Below are 20,926 nucleotides of genomic sequence, written 5' to 3'. Positions count from 1 at the left end.
TGCTGCTAAATGAGACTTTGAATCTCCAATCCCATGGGCAAGTTAGCTCTATGCGGCACACGCGCCAGTGCTAACTGCAGAGGTGGAATTAGCCGCCTTGGCAATCGATTGAGATACGGCTGGCATAGCGAGTGCGAATCCCACATCTGGATTAGTAGTCGACCTAGAAAATACGACCCCAATAACTTGGCCTTTAAGATTGACGATAGGTCCCCCAGAGTTACCTGGGCGCACAATCGCCTCAAGCTCATAGACCAGTCGATCGGTGATGGATTGGTTGTAGATATCTCGACCCTGGGCTGTAAAGGCATCCATTACGCCCGCACTGGAGGTTGTAAGTGGCCCACCACCCGGATAGCCAAGAACTACGCCCTGTTCACCTCGAGCGGCCACTGAAGTTGCAATCGGCAAAGAAGCATCTGCCAATCCCGTAGTCCGCAATATTGCAATGTCAAGTTTTGGATTAAAATAGACCACCGAGGCTGGGTGCTGACCAAAAGCGTCCATAATCGTAATTCCATGGGTTCCAGCCACTACGTGCGCATTAGTTACAACTTCGTTACTAGCAATCACGAAGCCAGATCCCTCTTGAATCTGGCCGCATCCTATCCCTTCGATCTTGACGACCGACTTCTCCACGGCGGCGGTCACAGAATTTATCTGACCTTGACTTGGGAGAGCTACGGGTCCGGCAACAGCTGGCGGAAGCGCCGCAAAGACAGACGGGAAACCCGCCGAGTCGACAAAACCTTGAATTCTAGTAAAAAGGCTCGGAGCCGGAGGCATCACGCCCGTAATACCCTTTACAATTCTTGAACCAGCAACTTGGGCAGATAGACCTGCTAGTGGTATGTTTACCGCAATTGCAGACGTTACCCAAACAACAAGTAAAGTTGCAACTACAGCGACCCCACCACCAATGGCCGAGTCAACACCGCCCAAATGAAAACGACTCAAATTTTTCGAAGCTATATTCCCTAGATGACGACCAAAGCCACCAACGATCGATGCAAATCCAAAGAGAATTAAAAGTAAAACGACAGTACGCAAAAAGCTAGATGAAATCAACCCAGCCACGCGAGGTGCTATTAGTGCTCCCAGAAAGAGACCGATCCAAAATCCACCATACGAACCTAGCTGAACTGCCGCACCAAGTTGCCCACCACGAATAGCGGCATAGCCAACGCCGATCAGAATAATTAGGTCAATCCAATTGAAACCCATTACTGTCGAAATAATCCAAATTTGGGACAAGAACAACTGCGTACCTTAAGGCGATCCTAGCGCGAAACACGCTTCTTTGATTTTATGTCTTATTTAGCGATTTCGTCAGTGCAATTACCTAAGAGATAGTAGTCATGCACCTAAAAGCCATCATAAACCTTCATGGCTGGCAGATAAGAGCTCCAACTGGGTATCGATCTGCTCCTTTTCAACTGGCTGTCCAATATGATAGCCCTGAACCTTATCGATCTCCAACGCACGCATGATTCGAATCTGTTCCGCGCGCTCAACACCGATACCAACAACCTCCGCATCAAGGCTATGGGCGAGCTTTACCAATCCGCCCATGACACGGTAGGAGCGTTCGTTTTCTCCAAGTGACAGAACAAGCGATCTATCAATTTTGACTTGGCTGACCGGATATCGCGAAAAGATTCCGAGCGCAGAAATACCTGCCCCAAATTCGTCAACGCTCAAAGAGACTCCATATTCGCTCAACCTCTCAATCGACGCGTGGCTACGAGACTTTGGATCAAGGTCAAGCGCTCCAAGTTCGATAAAGATGCGATCCTTGGCGATAGTGACATTATCTAGCTGTGAAATAAGTGCTTCGACGACGTCGGGCTCGTCTAACTCGTCACCAGACAGATTGATCCCCATGGTCAGCAGCTGATCTGGATAGAGTTGAGACCATGAAGTCAATGCAGACAGAGCTGCAGCTCCTACCTGGGTACCCAGCCTCGGAAGTCGACCGATCTCTTTTGCAACTGGTATAAATTCGATCGGCGAAATCAGCCCCCGCTCAGGATGGTGCATCCTTACCAGTGCTTCGACGCCACAGATTCTTCGGTGTGCTAAAGAAATAATGGGCTGAAATAGGACAACGAGCTCTGATGAGTCGATAGCACGTCGCACAATATTTTCAAAACTTCTCCGATCCGTTGCGCTCGAGGAGCGGAGGTCGCTGTAATACTCCACCTTGCTCGCGCCGCGCGCCTTGGCCCTATCGCGAGCCGCCATGGCCTGAGACAAAAGATCTTGCCCGCTAAAGTCTGAATTAGTCACGATGGTAACCCCAACACAAGCGGTCACGACCACTTCTTCGCCATCTGGAGCAACCACAGGCGTATCCAAAATTGACCTTAGCGTCCGGGTGACCATCTCCACCTGCGCGACCTCAGTTATGCCTATGCACAAAAGACCGAAGCGGTCCTTCTCGATATGCACAAGAGGAAACACTCCTCCAAGTGCATCTTCAAATCGATGCGCCACAACCCCTAATACTGAATTCGAGCCACTCACACCGAGTGCGCTTTGAATTATGGCGAACCGGTCTATGTCAATTACAAGAAGGGCCAAACCGCCGACTTCAACGCCAACAACAGATTGAATTCGCTCATATTCATAAAAGAGATAGTCCAGTCCGTACAACCCGGTAACACTTTGAATCTCAAACGAAACCATTGGTTGAGCGTCTCTTGGACCCAAAAGATCATCTTGGTCTTGCAGCAATGCTATATCAATCATAATTTGAAGTTCCTCGTCGGTTTGGCTCCTACCTGCGACTCGGAGCACCATCTCTCGATATTCACTAGAAGCATCCAATAGGCGAATAGAGATTTCACCTAAAACACCACTCGACCAAAAGTCATCGACCACCTGAGCATATAAAAATTGGTCCTCGGGGTGAATTAGCGATATGAAATTAACCATCTCTAGATCACTTTGGCCATAACCTGTAATCGAAGTTATCTCAGGGGTACAGGAGGCAACCATCCCTGATGAAAAGGAGATTATAAGGCGTGTCCATGCCATCCCGACCTCAGAATTCAGATAAGATACGCTCGTCAAGCACACACCGCCCTTATGAATTTAGTTAACACGCCCGAAGCAACTTCAATTAGAGAGCTCTTGACCCACAAATCCAGTCGACAACAAAACTCCTCGAAGGGGTTTTTTGGATTTCCACCGCCCGTTCCCGAATCTATAGTTTTATCGGCATCGAAAATACTAAAACTGAGCAAAAACGAGAAATAATTAAAATTGAATGAGATCTTTGAGTTAAAAATAAATTAAAAATTATTCTTTCGCCTTATATCTCGACAGTTGCCAGCCAAATAACGCCTTTGCCTGGTCATTATGAAAATTATTATATCTTTTTTTACGGATATAAACATAAATCTCAAATGAATATCACCAAAGAAAATAGACTCCCTTGAAGCCATATTGGGACAATTGCTTTTCTGATCTTTAGCCAAGGCGCCACTTGCCAAAACCAAACTAAGATCACCGTATCATTCCAATGTGCCCTTCTCATAGGCCATTCCTCACAAAGGGGAAAAAGTGCTAACCCTAAAGGCAAAACCACATAAAAACGCGAGGACGAACCAAGGCAATCCTTGTAGTGAGCCAACTGAATCACGTCCTCATATGCCTCTCAATTCATAAAAGTACCAGCTCACATTGATAACTAATTGAATCGACGGCCATGCCCCATGGATATCAAAATAAATTCGACGATCGAAAAGCTTTAATAAATTGGTGGCTTACACCTCTAACTTTACCCCAAAGTAATCTCTTACTATTGCCATCTCGAAGAGTTTAAATAGCCATTTGATGCCATTCAATAGCTATTACATATGATCGATCAGATTCCTCGTATCTATTGCAATGCCGCCTGAGGTATCCTTTGTGGCACGCTCATGGCACACAAAGCTAACCAATTCACCTCCAGCGCGAAAACTGATTAGAAGTGGGTCGAATCAGGAGGTTTCATAGGCCTCTTGGAGGTCCCCACTCTTATGGTAGTCATCTGCATCTGGGCCTACGTGACGATTTAAACCCAAAATTCAAAGACCGCGCACCTCATAAAGTGAAAGTTCCAACTCCTAGTGATCGCCACCTTGTAAATAGAACAAATAGAATCAGCCATTCAACCCAAGTGAAAGCTTACAACTAAGAACCACCCCCGATACTTTGGGTTTCCATGGCCAAGGCTTGAGCATTTCTAAAGGCAATCATTCTACATAGTCGCCATGGATCCACAAAGACATCTAAAATCCGCATTCGAAAGACAACCTGGGAGTCAATATCCAAAGCAACACCCGAGCGAAAACAAAGGTCTCCATATGGATTTGTTCCCCTCGAGACGGCCATAGCGTGGCACAATGCTCCATCGGGATCTAAAAATAAGCCATAAGACGAATTGGGAAAGTCGTACCCCTCTTTGGCTGGTCCAACCAAGACGGCTATTGATGTAACGTCTATGCGATCTAGCGCGATAGAGACCGATGAAAGGGTTTCGAATTCAAAACGATCTGCTGGAGAAGATAGTCCGGGAAAGAAGAATAGGGCCGCGGTGACGCTGCCGTAAGGGGGTCGGCCCTTATCGGTGTTCTCTTTGTCGATGCAACCATTCAAATATGAATCGTTCAAGTCACTCGGGTTGCTCACCTTCAACAAAATAGTACAGACAAAGCCATTCAAGCCAATTCTCCCTGAATGGAAAGTCCAATAGCCAATTACCTTCTCTTTTGTGTTATCTTGGTAAAAAATAACTCAGATGTCAGGCTTTATGGAGACACCAATCAAGAAAAAACACCCTAACTCAAACCTAAGGCATCCCACCCCAAGGAGATAGCCTCTATGGCTAATGGCTAATGGCTAATGGCTAATGGCTAATGGCTAATGGCTAATGGCTAATGGCTAATGGCTACAAAAAGTAGCTAAAAGCGAGCAAGCGCCATAAGCTCAATTACTAACCGTCAATTATGGTTCAATTAGAAACTTTGGAGATCACCTGTGCTTGCATCTGCATTAGATGGAATTCGGCTATCGTTACACGTCCTAGCGGCCACAATCTGGGTCGGTGGACAATTTACCTTGGCAGGATTGGTGCCGAGCCTCCGGGGAGCAGGAGAGGGCGTCGCAAATATAGCAGCAAAGGCCTTTTCACGCATCTCATGGCCCGCCTATGGTGTGCTAATAATTACAGGGTTTTGGAACGTCGCGACCTTTAATATGAACCACACTACAACGCCTTGGAAGGTAATACTGGGAATTAAATTGACAGTGGTGGCCATTTCGGGCATATCTGCTTACGTCCACACCAAAGCCAAAACACCCGCAAAAGCCGCGCTTTGGGGCTCTATCTCGGGAACTTCAGCCGCAATCACTCTAATCCTCGGTGTCTTTTTAGCTGGATAGCGCCAATAAAAGATGACCGATCACCAATTGCGAACAAAACATCACCATCCTTAGCCTTCAAGGCAACCACTTCCCTAAATCCCAATCAATAGAATTTGGATGGGGTCAAAGTTTCCAAAGGCAAATAATCGCTTTGCTAGAACACTAGGGTCAAACTGGGTTAGCCCAGTTTGACCATGAGTAAGACAAACCATCAGCTCAAAGGCTTGATGAGATCATCACTTAAACTTTTAGGCAATGCAAACTATGAAGCCATACATAAGCGCAATCAATCAAGGAAAAGACCAAACAGACCTAATCGACTTCAGCTACTTTTCCTTAAAATGAAGGCCAAAAGTCCATGGATCATCATCTCTAATCATCGAATCGACCAAACCTCAAGCATGGAACTTTTGGTGGGCAAACAAGCCTTGAAGTGAAATCAAAAACTAAACTAAACAAAAACTAGCGCAGAACGACCCGGGATCAACCATAACTAGTGGACTAAGCAAAGACTCAAACCCTCTGCATCGATGATTAGACCGAAGATGAGATCATAGGCGATAAGATTACTAGCCACATACTTTGGGCCAATGAAGTCCCGGCAAATTACAGCGCGCTATAACGTATTTACGAAGCCAACTGCACACCTGGGAGCAATTCATTTGGAACAGAACTTAGATCCTCGGATCAATCTGAGCAAAACACTTTACTCACCTGACTTTGAACACGACGCATGCGGCGTCGCCTTCGTCGTGAATATCAAAGGCGTGCGGTCAAACCAAATCATCAAAATGGGTCTGACCGCTCTGGCCAACTTAGAGCATCGAGGAGCATCGGGCGCAGAACCCGACACCGGTGACGGAGCCGGCATTCTCATCCAAATACCCGATTCATTCTTTAGAGAAGTGGTTGATTTTGACCTTCCAAGAGTTGGAAGATACGCTACCGGACAGATATTTTTTCCAAAAGAGACAGATCCCAGTGTCGTCAAAGATCAACTCGCAAAGCTTGCCGCCTCCGAAGATTTGACAATAATTGGATGGCGAGAAGTTCCAATCGACAATTCAAGCCTGGGTGCTGGCGCTCTCATGGCAGAGCCACATATAGAGCAGATCTTTATCACCGGTGCCGCAATGGAGCTAGAGGGCATCGACCTTGAAAGAAGTGCTTTTGTATTTAGAAAAAGAGCCGAGCACTCTATAGAAGATATTTACTTTCCATCCCTGTCGACTCGCACCTTTGTATATAAAGGAATGCTCACAACGCCACAGGTCAGTGAATACTTCGTTGACCTGAGAGATCCACGCCTAGAATCGGCGTTGGCACTTGTTCATTCACGATTTTCAACCAACACCTTCCCGTCCTGGTCCTTAGCGCATCCCTATCGCATGATTGCACACAATGGTGAAATAAACACCCTAAAGGGCAACCGAAACTGGATGAGAGCACGAGAAAGTCTTCTGCAGTCGGATCTATTTGGCGATGACCTGTCACGCATCTTTCCGATCGCCACACCAGGCGCATCTGACTCAGCCTCCTTCGACGAAGTTCTTGAACTGCTCAATCTCGGAGGCAGGTCGCTTCCTCATGCTGTTTTGATGATGATACCAGAAGCTTGGGAAAACCATAAGACGATGGATCCCGCCAAGAGAGCATTCTACGCCTACCACTCTTGCCTCATGGAGCCATGGGATGGGCCGGCTTCTATAGCATTTACAGACGGTAGTGTCGTCGGCGCTGTATTAGATCGAAATGGATTGCGACCCTCGCGTTATTGGGTTACCAATAACGATCTTGTTATCATGGCAAGCGAAGTCGGAGTTCTCGATATCAATCCAGGATCTATCATCCAAAAGGGACGTCTACAACCCGGCAAGATGTTTCTGGTCGACACCGTCCGAGGCCGAATCATCTCCGATGAAGAGATAAAGTCCGAATTAGCTAGCCAACACCCCTATCAAAAGTGGCTCGATGAAAATCTTGTCAAGCTCGATGACCTACCGCCACGCCACATGTTGGTTCCTCAGCACTCACGAATAGTAACACATCAACGCCTCTTTGGTTACACCAATGAAGAGCTGCGAATTCTAATTGCCCCAATGGCAAAAAATGGCCTTGAGGCGGTCGGATCCATGGGTTCTGATACCCCAATTGCGGTCTTATCAGATCGACCTCGTATGCTTTATGACTACTTCACGCAGCTCTTCGCCCAAGTTACCAATCCTCCATTGGATGCCATTCGAGAAGAACTCGTAACGTCGCTTTCAGGAACCGTTGGGCCAGAAGCCAACCTTTTGGAGCCAACCCCTCGATCAGTGCATCAAATCTCACTAAAATATCCAATCATCGACAACGACGAGCTCGCCAAGCTTATGTATATCGACGAAGAAGGTGGCGCTGAAGGGTTTTCAACCAAAGTCATCGACGGTCTCTATGAGGTCTCAGGTGGGGGCGCCGCTATGGAACGTTCGCTAGCCGCAATACGAGAAGAGGTCACTCAGGCCATCAACGACGGCGCGAATATCTTCATCCTCTCGGATCGACATGCCGACAAAGACCTAGCTCCAATTCCTGCCCTTTTGCTTACATCGGCAGTTCATCACCATCTAATTCGTACAAAGCGTCGAACTGCAGTTGCTTTGATCGTGGAGACCGGAGAGGCTCGCGAAGTCCATCACATGGCCCTACTCATTGGCTTCGGCGCTGCGGCAATAAACCCATACCTCGCCTTTGACTCGATCGTTGACATGATTAGAGAAGGAACCCTCTCGGACATATCTCCACATCGAGCAACTCACAACTACATCAAAGCGGCGGCCAAAGGCGTACTCAAGGTCATGTCCAAGATGGGCATCTCTACTGTGGCATCCTACACAGGAGCTCAGGTCTTTGAGGCGATTGGTCTCTCCTCGGCCTTCATAAAGGAATATTTCGAAGGCACCCCATCTCGAATTGAGGGTATTGGAATTGAAGAGGTAGCCAAGGAGGTGGCAGCTCGCCACCATGTTGCATATCTCGATCGCGAGGCTGAATTAGCCTATCGAGACCTCCCCATTGGGGGTGAATATCAATGGAGACGTGAAGGCGAGTATCACCTTTTCAATCCTGAAACGGTCTTCAAGTTGCAACATGCAACTCGCAATAAGCGCTTCGACATCTTCTCTGACTACTCACGTCTTATCGACGACCAATCACGACATTTAGCGACCATTCGAGGACTTCTCAAATTCAAAACTGGAGCACGCCCCCCAGTCGATATCGACGAAGTCGAACCTATCTCTGAGATCGTAAAACGATTTTCAACCGGAGCGATGTCCTATGGATCCATCTCCAAAGAGGCACATGAGACCCTAGCTATCGCGATGAATCGCCTCGGTGGCAAATCCAATACCGGTGAAGGTGGAGAAGACTCCGATCGCTATACCCCTGACGCCAACGGAGACTCTCGCAAGTCTGCTATCAAGCAGGTTGCCTCAGGTCGTTTTGGCGTTACCAGCGAATATCTAGCTAGCGCCACCGATATTCAGATCAAAATGGCTCAAGGTGCCAAACCTGGTGAGGGCGGACAGTTGCCAGGAGACAAGGTCTACCCTTGGATTGCAAAGACTCGAAATTCGACTGCGGGAGTGGGATTGATCTCGCCACCGCCACACCACGATATCTACTCAATTGAAGATCTAGCTCAACTTATCTACGACCTAAAAAATGCGAACCCAAAGGCGCGAATCCACGTAAAACTGGTAGCCGAAGTAGGTGTTGGAACGGTAGCAGCTGGAGTAGCTAAAGCTCATTCGGATGTTGTTTTGATATCTGGTCACGATGGAGGTACAGGAGCTTCACCACTTACATCGCTAAAGCATGCCGGAATCCCTTGGGAGATTGGTCTAGCTGAGACCCAGCAGACCTTAATAGCTAACGGCCTTCGAGATCGAATCGTCGTACAAGTCGATGGCCAGCTGAAGACCGGCCGAGATGTAGTGATCGCTGCTCTTCTAGGAGCCGAAGAGTTCGGCTTTGCTTCGGCACCCCTGGTCGTATCGGGCTGCATTATGATGCGCGTCTGCCATCTTGATACCTGCCCAGTTGGGATAGCCACCCAAAATCCGCAACTTCGAGAGAAGTTCACCGGTACTCCTGAATTTGTCGTAACGTTCTTCGAATACATCGCACAACAGGTCCGAAGTTACCTTTCGGAGCTTGGCTTTCGCACCATTGACGAGGCGATCGGAATGGTCGAACTCCTAGACTCTACCGACGCGATAAACCATTGGAAAGCACAAGGCCTCGACTTGGAGCCAATCCTAAATACCGACCACCTCGCTTCGAACCCTCCTAGAAAAAATTCAATCAAACAAAACCACAACCTCGACCTTGCGTTAGATAACCAACTGATCGAGATCTCAGAGCCAGCCCTTACCAATAAAACACCGGTGAAGGCGACGTTTAAAATTAAAAATGTCAACCGTAGCGTAGGCACTATGCTCGGGTACGAACTCACCTCAAAATTCGCTGCTGAGGGACTTCCTGATGGAACCATAGATCTCACCTTCAACGGTTCAGCTGGCCAAAGCTTCGGGGCCTTCGTTCCCAAGGGTGTAAGTTTGACCTTGATAGGAGATGCCAACGACTACGTCGGAAAGGGTCTCTCGGGTGGACGAATAGTTGTTCGTCCCGATCCTTGCGCAATCTTTGTCGCCGAAGAGAACATCATCGCTGGCAACGTCATTCTCTACGGAGCAACTTCAGGCAAGGTATTTCTACGGGGTATAGTCGGTGAGCGATTCGGAGTACGAAATTCCGGAGCTATCGCTGTTGTTGAGGGAATCGGAGACCACGGTTGTGAATATATGACCGGAGGAAAAGTGGTCGTGATCGGGCCAACCGGTCGAAACTTCGGAGCCGGAATGTCTGGCGGCGAGGCTTTTGTTTGGGACCCAAATAGGAAATTCTCAGAACTCGTAAATACAGAGTTGGTAGATTTAGACCCGCTAGAGGATGAAGATCGACTTTGGCTTCGAAATATCCTTGCCGAACATCTAGATGCTACTGAGTCAAACAGAGCCAGATTCATTCTCGAACACTTCAACCAAGAGGTAGAAAAGTTCATAAAGGTCTTCCCAAGAGACTACAAAGCAGCTGTTCTTGCCAAGAGGCGCGAACTCGCCCAAACAAAGCGAATCTAATAAAAGGCTCTAGGGTGGTTTTCAATAACGACGAAAACCACCCTAGAGTCAATCTTTTGGTTAGCCATCGGCAAACAAAAGACTAAAAAGAGATCATGGGATCTTGAAAATGGCAAAATCCCCACTTCATCACGTACTTAAGATTTCTACAAATACATAAACCGATTCAAAGAAGAGTCAAGTTTTTACGAACGCCAACTCAAACTAGGAGAACGATCTAGATGGCTGACCCCCGTGGATTTATAAAGTTTCAAAGAAGCGGTCCAAAGCGACGACCGCCAGAACTTCGCATCGCCGACTGGAAGGAGGTCTACCTACCCTTTAGCGACTCGGAATTAAATGACCAAGCTGCACGGTGCATGGATTGCGGAATTCCATTTTGCCACCAAGGTTGCCCACTTGGAAATATCATTCCGGAGTGGAATGACCTTACCTATCGAAAAGAGTGGAGGGAAGCAATCAATCGACTTCATGCCACCAACAACTTCCCTGAGTTCACCGGAAGACTATGTCCCGCCCCCTGTGAAACCGCATGCGTGGTAGGTATCTCCAACGAGCCAGTTGCTATCAAGCTCGTCGAGCGAGAGATTATAGAACATGCCTTCGCTTTGGACCTTGTAACGCCGATAATCCCTAAAAGCCAAACCGGCAAGCGAATCGCCATTATTGGCTCTGGTCCATCCGGTTTAGCTGCAGCTCAACAACTTACCAGAGCAGGCCATGAAGTTACGGTCTTTGAGAAGGCAGATCGCCTCGGCGGCCTTCTTCGATATGGTATCCCAGAGTTCAAGATGGAAAAAGCTATCTTGGATCGTCGATTAAATCAAATGCGAGAAGAGGGGACCCATTTCTTAACCAATATCGAGGTTGGAAGGGATATCTCGGGTCCCGATCTAGAGGCCAACTTCGATGCCATACTTTTAACGATTGGATCAGAGATTCCTCGAGATCTAAACGTATCTGGGCGGAACCTAAAGGGAATATATCAGGCGATGGACTACCTACCATGGGCTAACCGTCTTCAAGAGGGCGACATCGATGAATCACCTGTCTCCGCTAAGGGTAAGAAGGTGGTGATCATCGGGGGTGGTGACACTGGAGCCGACTGCCTAGGTACCGCACATCGCCAGGGGGCAGCGAGCGTAATGCAGATCGAGATTATGCCGCGACCGCCCATCGAGCGTCCGCAGGCGAATCCATGGCCCACCTATCCTATGACATATAGGGTCTCTTCGGCCCACGAAGAGGGCGGAGTGCGCGACTATGCCATCAACACCGAAGAATTTCTCGGTGATGAAAACGCCAATCTAAAGGGAATTTCCGCCCATAAAATCGAAATGGTGCGCACCGAACGCGGATTCTCTTTTGAAAAGATCGAAGGATCAGAATTTATAATCGATTGCGATCTCGTCTTTTTAGCCATGGGCTTTGTGGGCGCAGCATCTAAGACTCTCCTTAATCAATTTGGGGTAGAGATCAATGAACGTGGTTCCATAGCAACCGACCAGAATTGGATGACCTCCAAGGAAAAGATCTTTGCGGCTGGAGATGCACGCCGTGGACAATCGCTAATAGTTTGGGCAATAGCAGAAGGTCGATCGTCAGCAAGCGCCATCGATACTTACCTAATGGGAACGACGGATTTACCCTCACCGATCGAGACTAAATCTTTTTCAATGACAATCTAGTTAAGCCATATCAGCTCATTATCGGGACTCATCCGTATTATTTCGAGCCTTTTGCCCTAGCAGTGATGGCCGATCTAAGGATCAATCACCTTTGCGACCTGGGTCATCAAATCCCAGGTCGTTATCTTCAACTTCTAAGGGCTATGACTTATTCAAACCTGAAAAACACAATTTGATCGATTAGGACCAGGGCGCATTTTAGCCATAGGCCAAAATCAAGGATTGAGACAAGATCAAGGATTAGGGAGTGTCTTGGCAATTCTTATCGGACCTTGAATCTCTTCAAAAGCTGCAGCGATCGATGGAGTCGCCAACGAAGAAGGTCCATTTGTAACCACTGCCGCACCAGCCACTAGCTCCGAGTTGCTGATTACGGGGTAGTTCGCCAAAATACCTTCGCGGTGGCCCCAACAACCACGCCCCGATGGCGAGTGACAGTCGATATTGATTGTATTGTTTGAGCTACCCGCCCAACCGTCGTTATACATCCAATCGTAGTCAGCCATCAAAACGTTTTGGTAACTGCCAGCCCAAATGCTATTGAACTGAATCCAGTTTCCATCGGCATTCGATGGATTCGGGTCTTTGCCGCTCTTAGCGCCAATCAATGAATCTGACATCAATGCAGTTGTTACTCCGACATATGGTGGTAAGCCTCGACTAGTTCTTTCAGCGTTTACTATCACCAAAACCTGCATCGCTGGGGAGAGACGCCCATAACTGAGGGGAAGGACTATCGGTGAAAATCCCTCGGCAAGGTGTCGCTTATTGATCTCCCTCAACATTGCCTGATTGCACGCCTTGGTATTTACCAAAGCATTCTGGTTGAAGTTGAGGGGGAACTCATCTAAGGGATATCGAGCATTTTTATTACCTGCTACGCAGATATTCCAAGTGACCAAAGAGATCGAGTGATTCTTGGTGGGATTTGCAAATTTAAAGGTGTAACTCTCACCCACAGGGCGCGATGAGCCAAAGACCAACCCTATAGCCAATGTCACTAAGAGTAAAACTCCCCGAACGCCTAGATGTCGCCCCTTTATCACCACTGTCTCCGTGGTCATCGACACGGTATCTCCTAGATCCCCAAGATATGATGACCCTGGTTACCCAAGAGCCTAATCGTACTTAAATCTATATGACCAATTGCCAATAGAGCTAAAGTACACAGCTACATAATCTCTCATCCTTGATGAGAGATCCCAAGGATCCACGCCAACCTATGGCTCGGATTTTGCTTTGGGCCATTTACCTTGCTTTTCAATTCACACGCTATTGAACCCCGCTATTGAACTTTGAAAACATGTCGCCAACAAATAGATGAGATGGCCGGTGAAAATCTTTCACCAACCATCTCATCTAAATCAAAGATAAAACTCGCACTCAGAGTTCACCGATCGCATATGGGCAACTGGGGCAATATTTCAATCTTGCTCTAGAAGTAGCTAGCGAAGAATCTCCTTAGGAGTTACTCAAAGAGCGACATATCATAAGCGACTGCCTTTTGCTTGAAGTACTCTCCCTTGGAGGTAAATCGAGCAATAATAACCAGCGGAATACCAAGTCCAATTGAAATCAGAACAGGAAGCGATGCTGAAAACCCAGCCTGCACCACCACTTGATAGCCAATCCAGAGGAGGAAGACCCCTCCTAGAAACGGCAAAATTCCAGCGAAGATCAAAAGCGAAACCTTCTGGGTTAGAACTTTGCGATGGCCCCAGGCACTTGCGATTCCTGTTACTCCATAATAGAAGGCGACCAGGATTCCAATTTGAGAGATCAGGTTTCCAAAGACGTTATTTACGCTAGAGGAAAAGGTGGTTAGCCAAATCCCTACGAACGCCAACGCTGCCAAAATAATCGTGCCGTAAGCTGGGGTAAGCCAATTCTTATTGATCGAAGCAAATACCTTTGGAAAGACTTTGTCACGAGCCATAGCCAAGGTAATTCTCGAAGCAGGCAACAATGTGGTCTGCGTCGTAGCAATGGTAGAGGTCAAAATTGCCAAAAGCATAATGTAGTTCCACGGAGCCGGAAGAACTTGCTGTGCAAAGTAATAAAGTGCATTTCCACCTTGCTTTTGAATGACACTACTTGGAACCAGCATCTGCATAGCAATATTGTTAATCAAAAAGACTATCAGCAACAAGAACATGGAATTGATTCCAGCGAGGCCAGGATTCTCACTTGCCTCTTGGCTCTCTTCATTCAGGTTCGCGGATGTGTCCCAACCCCAGAAGAAGAAGACGCCGAGAACGGCACCTGAGGCCAGTCCGCTCACTCCATGAAGAGCAAACGGATTCAACCACGCAATATGAAAGCCAGTAGACCCCTTTGGGTGCGAACCCAAAACCTTTATCACAGCGAGGACCGAAAAGATAATTACTGCGACGTATTCAATGGCCACAAGGACCCACTGGAAGTTAGCGGTTGCCCTGATTCCAACTAAGCAAATCCAGGTAATCAGGATGAACCAAAGTGACGCCACCAGTGCGGTCCAATATATAGATCCAGCTGTTGCTGAAGAGACAACGCCCAATGTATTCAAGAAAGAAAGGGTGTTTTGCCCAATTAAGATCGATGCTGAGGTACAAAAGATAACGCTGGCACAGACCTGAACCCATCCATTTACCCAACCTAGGTATGGGCTAACGGTTCTAGAAACCCATGAGTATGAGGCCCCACAGTTTGGATCTTGCTTATTCATGTAATAATATGCAAAAGCAATAGCCAAAACTGGGACAAAGCTGACCAAGATCACCGCTGGCGAGGTAAATCCCACCGCGGCGACCACTAGGCCGATGGTTGAGGCTATCGAATAGGCCGGGGCAACGCTCGCAACTGCTACTGCCGTGGAGTCGAAAAGCGTTAGCACATTCGACTTTAGATGCATCTCGGAGGGTGATCCGGAACCTGCCGGGGCACCTCCAGGTGGCTGATCCTTTGTCATCGACATATAGTTAGATCTCCTTATCAGTATTTTCATAATCAGGAAAATGCGAGGAACGACCCACCGGTTTTATTGACATCTAACCGTCAAAATACCCAAGCAGTCAACAACATAAAGATCAAATCGAAAAAACAACCATTTTGTCACCGATAAGGTCTCTTCCCCCGAATTTCCCCTAGTAATTATTATCACTCCGAACCGAAGTTTTCTATTGTTTTCGTTACAATTGTGATAAATTGATGAAATAAACGCATAAAACTAGCTCATTTACTTAGGATTCCGCAAAATATTGACCTCTCAGGCGATCCGAAGAATCTTTCAAACTTCGAAATCGTCTAAAGAAAGATAAGGACCATTCAACTAACCTTGTAGCTAGAACGTCTTTCTGATCGGCTCGTCTTCTTGAAAAAGATTCACACAAAACCAAAAGTAGGTCTTACCTTGACGAAATCGCCCGGAGGAAAATCCATAGCCGCGAAGCCGCTAGTATTAGTGGGGCTGACGATCGTCTTCTTGATCACAAGCGCTTGTGGCACCGCTGTCACTTCAACTAGTCCATCCAATAGCTCCACAACCAAATCCCAGGTACTGACAGTTCCAACTTCCACGACCTCGTCCACCTTGGCGCTTACTCCGAATAGGGCCGGCATAGCACCGCTATGCTCGGCATATTTCCAAGTGGTCTCTGACTATTTTCTGTTACCCCAAATTGCTCAACAAAGCGCATCGCAAATAAGTAGCGGACAAAGCCTATATCTGGCTGATATCTCAACGCTCAAGAATAAGGCGTCAATTACGCAGGATCCAACCCTAGTTCCGGCCTTAGATCAGCTCACCAAATTGAAGTTCACGCCCAGCGCCCAAGGATCCACGCCAACCAAAATTAATTTTGTCTCCGCCCTCACGTCGCTGCAGAACGGTTTCGCAACGCTTTGTGGAGTCACTCATCCAACTTCGCCACAATCTAGCGCTATAACCAACGCTGCCATAGCAGCTGGAATGACTTCGAGTTGCGCAGCGGCCTCGACGATAACCATATCAAGCGCCGATCCATCCTTCGCCGTTGATACTGTTTCAAGTCAAACAACGTCCAAGCCAGCATGTTTCAAGGACGGATCAATTGGGGTTGTATTGCGGGTTCAGGATATAAGCGCTTCCTTCGTCCAAACCTTTGTAACATTTCCCTGTGGTCAGATGGCGCCAGCTATCCTAGACAGTCTTTTCGGGACAAAGGCGCTAACTCTTTGCTACCCTGGCCCCACATCACCGATACCACCAACGGGCCTCTGATACAGCCGCGACCTAAAAGGTAAAAACACAAGTCGTAAAAAACTTGATATGAAATCCAATATGGCCTCCTCGGCCAAGAATAAGCGGCACTTCGGATTTAACGGTGGCTAGAGGTTAAAGTTCCATTTTTATGAAGTCGCTTTGGAAGTGGTACAGGGGTTCTGCCAGAATGGGATTTGACAAAACTCACAATGGAGAGCCCCTGTGGAAAAAGATCATAAAGCAATTTCTAAAATCTTGGTTGGTTTAGTTGATATTAATTTGATACGCGTTGAAGATAATCTTGGTGAACCGCTCCATGTTCACATTGAGTGTTCTGATTCACAAAAGCAATGTCCAACCGCTGAAGGCAAAGTTCACCATAATGGCCTCAGAGTTGTTGAGGTTGTAGACCTACCGTCTTTTGGTCGCAGGGTTATTCTTTTTTGGTCTAAGCACAGATGGCGATGTGCAAACAAACACTGCCCCCAACTTCTCTTTTAGTGATGATGATCCAAAAATAGCTCAATTTCAAATACCCACAAGGTCGTCTTCGCCTAAGTGATCGGGCGGCTAGATGGGCAACTTATGCTGTTGGAGCCCAGCGTCGTAGCGTTTCTTGTGTGGCTAAGGAACTTGGCTGTGATTGGCATACGATAAATGACGCAGTCGTTGCCTATGGAGCTGCATTGGTGGATGATCCTTCACGTTTTGGTGCTGTGGATGCTCTGGGACTAGACGAGGTCTTGTTCTACCGTGAAGGTAAGTATCACAAACAGAATTGGGCTACAACTATTTCTAGATGTGAGACGTGGTGTAGCTTTAGATGTTGTAGCGGGTCGAGGCGGAGCCAATCCAAAGGCTTGGATTGAAAGTCAAGAACAAAGCTGGCGTGATGGAGTTAAATGGGGAACCCTCGATCTACCTGGTGGTTACAAAGCCGTATTTAGAAAGGCTCTGCCAAAGACAACCCTTGTAGCCGATCCATTTCACCTGATCAAGCTGGCCAACCAACGAATCGATTAAACTAGGCGTCGAGTTCAGAACGAGCTCTGTGGGTCACGCGCAAGAGCAGGTGATCCTTTGTATAGAATACGACGATTACTAACTATGGCAGATGAACGATTGACTAGTTATGCCAAAGATAAGCTCGTTGGACTACTCAAAGCCGACGATCCAGGCAATGAGGTTGCTACTGCTTGGCAGGCCAAAGAGGCCCTAAGGGAGCTATATGCCATTTCTGACCCGAGCCTTGCACGTAGATATGCAGACAGCCTATTTCTAGAACTTACAGGAGCTGACAATCCCAACTCTAGGTGTCAGGGGAGGTGGCATTCCTTGGGAGAACTCTTACATCTTGGAAAGAGGAGATCCTAGCCTGGCACTCTTGTCATGTCACCAATGGACCTACTGAAGCTATGAACAACTTGGTCAAGGTGACAAAGCGTGTCGCCTTTGGCATGACTAACTTCTACAACTTCCGCATTCGAACACTCCTTAGCGGTGGCAAGGTCAATTGGGACCTTCTAGCAACCGTAACACCGACATTTCGTTAATCTCCAGCGTGGCAGATAGAAAATCGTAGCCCTATCAAGATGACCATCTCTAGCTGATAGCTATCAGCTAGAGATGGTCATAGCCGAAGCCTATTGGAAGTCGAAGGTCATTGGAATGGGCAGAACGCAAAGCGTTCTGCCCATTCCAACATTGTTCTCCTGGCAATTTTCCACAGAGTTAGTCAATCTTGACGACGCGCAGGTCCCGCTGAGGGCCAACAACCTCTTATATCAGGACCCAGGGGCTATTGCGATCTTATCCGTGGCACTTTATCGTCGCACCTGGGGACTTAGTTCAAGATAGGCCTTAGTTCAAGATGAGTCATGGATCAAGCTTGCTCTTGTATTCGAGCAGTCTCCGACAACCTAATTCACACTAAACGTGGTGATATGCCAATTCTCAGATAGTTGTAGATTCATCAAATGGGATAGATGTTCTCGTGGATGTTTGGGTTCGCCAATGGCGAACCCAAACATCCACCTTATGAGTTTTAGAGATCTCTGGTCGATAATTGATCGTCGTCCAAGGAGCCATTAGACGTGCCAACCCCTATCTCTATAGCCCAAAGCCAGAGGCTTTATCTCATTTAGATGCTTACTTTCCACCGTTAAATCCGAAGACCCGAATAAGCCGCATCAAATCACGGCTTCGACGAACAAAGAAAACTATTGGTCTATCAAGCTTTAAGATCTGAAAATTAACACCGTCATTGACTTAAAAGCCCATTTAAAAACCCAGCACGAAGCTGATTGAATGCCTTGCAATTGATTATGAATTGCCAAAGTGGCTTTAATCGCACCTTGATAATCACCACATTTATCAGGCAGGTAAAGATCCTTAGGTGTGAACCATTGCCAGCTATGTCAAAATTATCGCTCTTTTCTATGGCAAAAGAGAAATCAGAGCTTAAATTGACCAAGTCGTTGTCTTGATCGTCGCAAATTAGGCCCTCAACAGGCCAAATCTACCATCTCCTTGCGGGCGAATCCATAAAAATCCAATAGAGCTTCACAGCTCTTCAAAAGATAGTTATTCGACCTCGTCGATATCGCCTTGCTCCACGATCTCGGGATCTGACGGTTCTTTTAGGCTCATACCTCGCATTAGGATCATTCGCAAAGCGTTTGCTACCTCTAGCTGCTCTTCCTTGCCAATACCCTCCACCAGTCGGCTCTCTTCGTAATTGTACGAAGGAGCTACAGCTTCGACGGTCTTTCGACCCTCGTCTGAAAGAGCTACGATAACGCGACGACGATCTTGAGAATGACCCTGCCGCACGCATAATCCACGCTTTTCGAGGGTCTTTACTACGCCTGTTAAGGTTCCCTTGGTGACACCGGCCCTACTAGCTAACCGGTTGGATTCCATGTCTCCCCATACCCAAAGGGTAAACATGACTATGAATGCCGTGAAGGACAGGTTGCACTCTCCAAGCACCTCGCGCTCCATGTGGTTACGCAATAGCGATGCAACTCTATATACATTCGACAGCACGCCAGTGGCAAAGACATCGATCTGCCTATCGCCAATTCGTGAATATATATCGCGTTCTGCAGGAGTGAGAACTATGTCGTCATCTCCGATAAATCCCCAAGCCAAACTTTTCCATCCCCAGCATGTGCCTACTATCGACCCCGCATTCGATCAGGCATTAACAGTAATCCTACAACCAAATCATCGAGAGATATCGTCCAACTTGCATCAGTCCAAACCACGCCATCAAAAACTAATTGCAAACGGGATTCCAACCCTCACAGCCAGGACCACATCTCCCTTTAACTCGATATTTGCACGTGCTTATCTCATTAGGAAATCTTCCGGACGCTCAAATAACAAAAATGGCGGCTCGACTTCGAATACGTGCCAATGGATCATTTAGTGATTGAGGCGTCCTCCCATTTTGTGATTCCAAAGGTGAAGGTTAAAATCTCCGCCGGATCATTCACAGTAGCGCCATGCCAATGCCTCTCGCCAGGGGTAACAACCACCAACGAACCCTTTTTTACATGAGCCGGCTCTTCACCTTCAACCCCGATAATGGCGCTCTCTGAAAGAATGTAGATAAATTGCCCACCCGGATGCCGGTGCCAATTGGTCACACAATTTGGCTCATATTGAACATGAAGTATATCGCCATCGGCTGGATTTGGTGAAACTCGAAGGGCTTGAATTGCAACATCCCCACTATATCTCTCTGGTCGAATCGGAAAGGTCTCGCCAAGTTCAACGATCTTCATCTAAAAATTCTTCACAATCTAAATAAAAGTAGCATTCCAATTACAACCACGTCTATATTCTGATCGTTATTGACGACCATTCACCGACAAAACGATGTGATATTCTTCACACTATCAAATCTATCCGAAGTCGATTACTACAAAAATAGCATTCCATGCACTAAATCAACCTTGTCTTCTAAGTGTCGAGCTATCAGGAACAAACGAGTGTGATCATCCACAAAAGACAGAGGTTTGCCATTGCTAATCTCTTAATTGAATAAAGATGGCCAACGCCTCGGACCACCCAACCAACTAAAGTGTCAGTAGATCTTCGTCTACAAGTCTCCTCAAACTTCACTAAAATGATGATTGACACCAATTGAATGAGTTGATTATGTTAGTAAAAACTTCACTCAGACAGGATAACACGCGCCGCCAAGCCATTGTGACATCCACTCCACCCTTATGGACAAGGCTTCCATAGCCGCTCACGCGGCCCTGCCTGGTTGACGCTTCACCGGGTCCCTATGGGTGACGGCGTGCGATGTTCCTCCACATCCCAAGACCCAATGTCGGCCCTTCAGCTTTTAGCGGGGTGTCCTTGCGAGCTTTCGGCTAGTTCATCATGAGCTTGGGTATTGGAGGTAA

At 47.3% G+C, this 20,926-nt stretch carries 14 protein-coding genes and 1 pseudogene; 8 read left to right on the top strand and 7 right to left on the bottom strand.

Going from position 1 to position 20,926, the window contains the following annotated elements; all coding sequences use genetic code 11:
- Positions 1 to 48: 48 nt before the first annotated feature.
- The 3 genes from ACIDITHRIX25_RS81525 to ACIDITHRIX25_RS81515 all read right to left on the bottom strand — a co-directional run bounded on the left by ACIDITHRIX25_RS81525 (position 49) and on the right by ACIDITHRIX25_RS81515 (position 4,710).
- Complete coding sequence (locus ACIDITHRIX25_RS81525) at positions 49 to 1,224, bottom strand: MarP family serine protease (protein ID WP_201733564.1); 1,176 nt, start codon at positions 1,222 to 1,224, stop codon at positions 49 to 51.
- Positions 1,225 to 1,374: 150 nt separating this feature from the next.
- Positions 1,375 to 3,075, bottom strand: coding sequence for an EAL domain-containing protein (locus ACIDITHRIX25_RS81520; RefSeq protein ID WP_201733563.1), 1,701 nt, complete (start codon positions 3,073 to 3,075; stop codon positions 1,375 to 1,377).
- A 1,104-nt stretch (positions 3,076 to 4,179) separates the two neighbouring features.
- Positions 4,180 to 4,710 (bottom strand): hypothetical protein, encoded by a 531-nt coding sequence (locus ACIDITHRIX25_RS81515; RefSeq protein ID WP_201733562.1) that lies wholly within the window; start codon positions 4,708 to 4,710, stop codon positions 4,180 to 4,182.
- A gap of 315 nt (positions 4,711 to 5,025) precedes the next feature.
- On the opposite strand from ACIDITHRIX25_RS81515, the gene ACIDITHRIX25_RS81510 reads away from it, so the two are divergent.
- The 3 genes from ACIDITHRIX25_RS81510 (at position 5,026) to ACIDITHRIX25_RS81500 (ending at position 12,283) form a co-directional block, all read left to right on the top strand.
- Complete coding sequence (locus tag ACIDITHRIX25_RS81510; RefSeq protein ID WP_052606603.1) at positions 5,026 to 5,430, top strand: hypothetical protein; 405 nt, start codon at positions 5,026 to 5,028, stop codon at positions 5,428 to 5,430.
- A gap of 572 nt (positions 5,431 to 6,002) precedes the next feature.
- Positions 6,003 to 10,595, top strand: a complete 4,593-nt coding sequence (gltB, locus tag ACIDITHRIX25_RS81505; protein ID WP_201733561.1) for a glutamate synthase large subunit — start codon at positions 6,003 to 6,005, stop codon at positions 10,593 to 10,595.
- A 221-nt stretch (positions 10,596 to 10,816) separates the two neighbouring features.
- On the top strand, positions 10,817 to 12,283 hold the full coding sequence (locus tag ACIDITHRIX25_RS81500; protein ID WP_201733560.1) for a glutamate synthase subunit beta: 1,467 nt from the start codon (positions 10,817 to 10,819) through the stop codon (positions 12,281 to 12,283).
- A 233-nt stretch (positions 12,284 to 12,516) separates the two neighbouring features.
- On the opposite strand, the gene ACIDITHRIX25_RS81495 is transcribed toward ACIDITHRIX25_RS81500, so the two are convergent.
- The gene (locus ACIDITHRIX25_RS81495) at positions 12,517 to 13,347 is read right to left on the bottom strand and encodes a hypothetical protein (protein WP_201733559.1); all 831 of its coding nucleotides are present in this window, start codon (positions 13,345 to 13,347) and stop codon (positions 12,517 to 12,519) included.
- 404 nt (positions 13,348 to 13,751) lie between these two features.
- Positions 13,752 to 15,239, bottom strand: coding sequence for an APC family permease (locus tag ACIDITHRIX25_RS81490; protein ID WP_201733558.1), 1,488 nt, complete (start codon positions 15,237 to 15,239; stop codon positions 13,752 to 13,754).
- A 435-nt stretch (positions 15,240 to 15,674) separates the two neighbouring features.
- Here ACIDITHRIX25_RS81490 and ACIDITHRIX25_RS81485 point away from each other — a divergent pair, with 435 nt between their 5' ends.
- The 5 genes and pseudogenes from ACIDITHRIX25_RS81485 (at position 15,675) to ACIDITHRIX25_RS81465 (ending at position 18,362) form a co-directional block, all read left to right on the top strand.
- Positions 15,675 to 16,523: a hypothetical protein gene (locus ACIDITHRIX25_RS81485; protein ID WP_201733557.1), complete on the top strand. Its 849-nt coding sequence runs from the start codon at positions 15,675 to 15,677 to the stop codon at positions 16,521 to 16,523.
- 204 nt (positions 16,524 to 16,727) lie between these two features.
- A complete protein-coding gene (locus ACIDITHRIX25_RS81480) occupies positions 16,728 to 17,006 on the top strand; it encodes a transposase family protein (protein ID WP_201733556.1) in 279 nt (92 codons plus the stop codon).
- A gap of 252 nt (positions 17,007 to 17,258) precedes the next feature.
- Positions 17,259 to 17,879 (top strand): annotated as a pseudogene (locus ACIDITHRIX25_RS81475) (ISL3 family transposase).
- Entirely contained in the window at positions 17,819 to 18,058 is a 240-nt protein-coding gene (locus ACIDITHRIX25_RS81470) for a transposase (RefSeq protein ID WP_349632167.1), read from the top strand. Before ACIDITHRIX25_RS81475 ends, ACIDITHRIX25_RS81470 begins: the two are co-directional and overlap by 61 nt.
- 73 nt (positions 18,059 to 18,131) lie before the next feature.
- Positions 18,132 to 18,362, top strand: a complete 231-nt coding sequence (locus ACIDITHRIX25_RS81465; protein WP_201733554.1) for a hypothetical protein — start codon at positions 18,132 to 18,134, stop codon at positions 18,360 to 18,362.
- Between the two features lie 726 nt (positions 18,363 to 19,088).
- On the opposite strand, the gene ACIDITHRIX25_RS81460 is transcribed toward ACIDITHRIX25_RS81465, so the two are convergent.
- The gene (locus ACIDITHRIX25_RS81460) at positions 19,089 to 19,658 is read right to left on the bottom strand and encodes a MarR family winged helix-turn-helix transcriptional regulator (RefSeq protein ID WP_052607141.1); all 570 of its coding nucleotides are present in this window, start codon (positions 19,656 to 19,658) and stop codon (positions 19,089 to 19,091) included.
- A 272-nt stretch (positions 19,659 to 19,930) separates the two neighbouring features.
- Entirely contained in the window at positions 19,931 to 20,296 is a 366-nt protein-coding gene (locus ACIDITHRIX25_RS81455) for a cupin domain-containing protein (protein WP_201733553.1), read from the bottom strand.
- Positions 20,297 to 20,926: the final 630 nt, after the last annotated feature.

This window comes from Acidithrix sp. C25 (assembly GCF_904848545.2).
The sequence above is the reverse complement of the archived record's forward strand: the minus strand, read 5'-3'. Positions and strand labels throughout refer to the sequence as shown.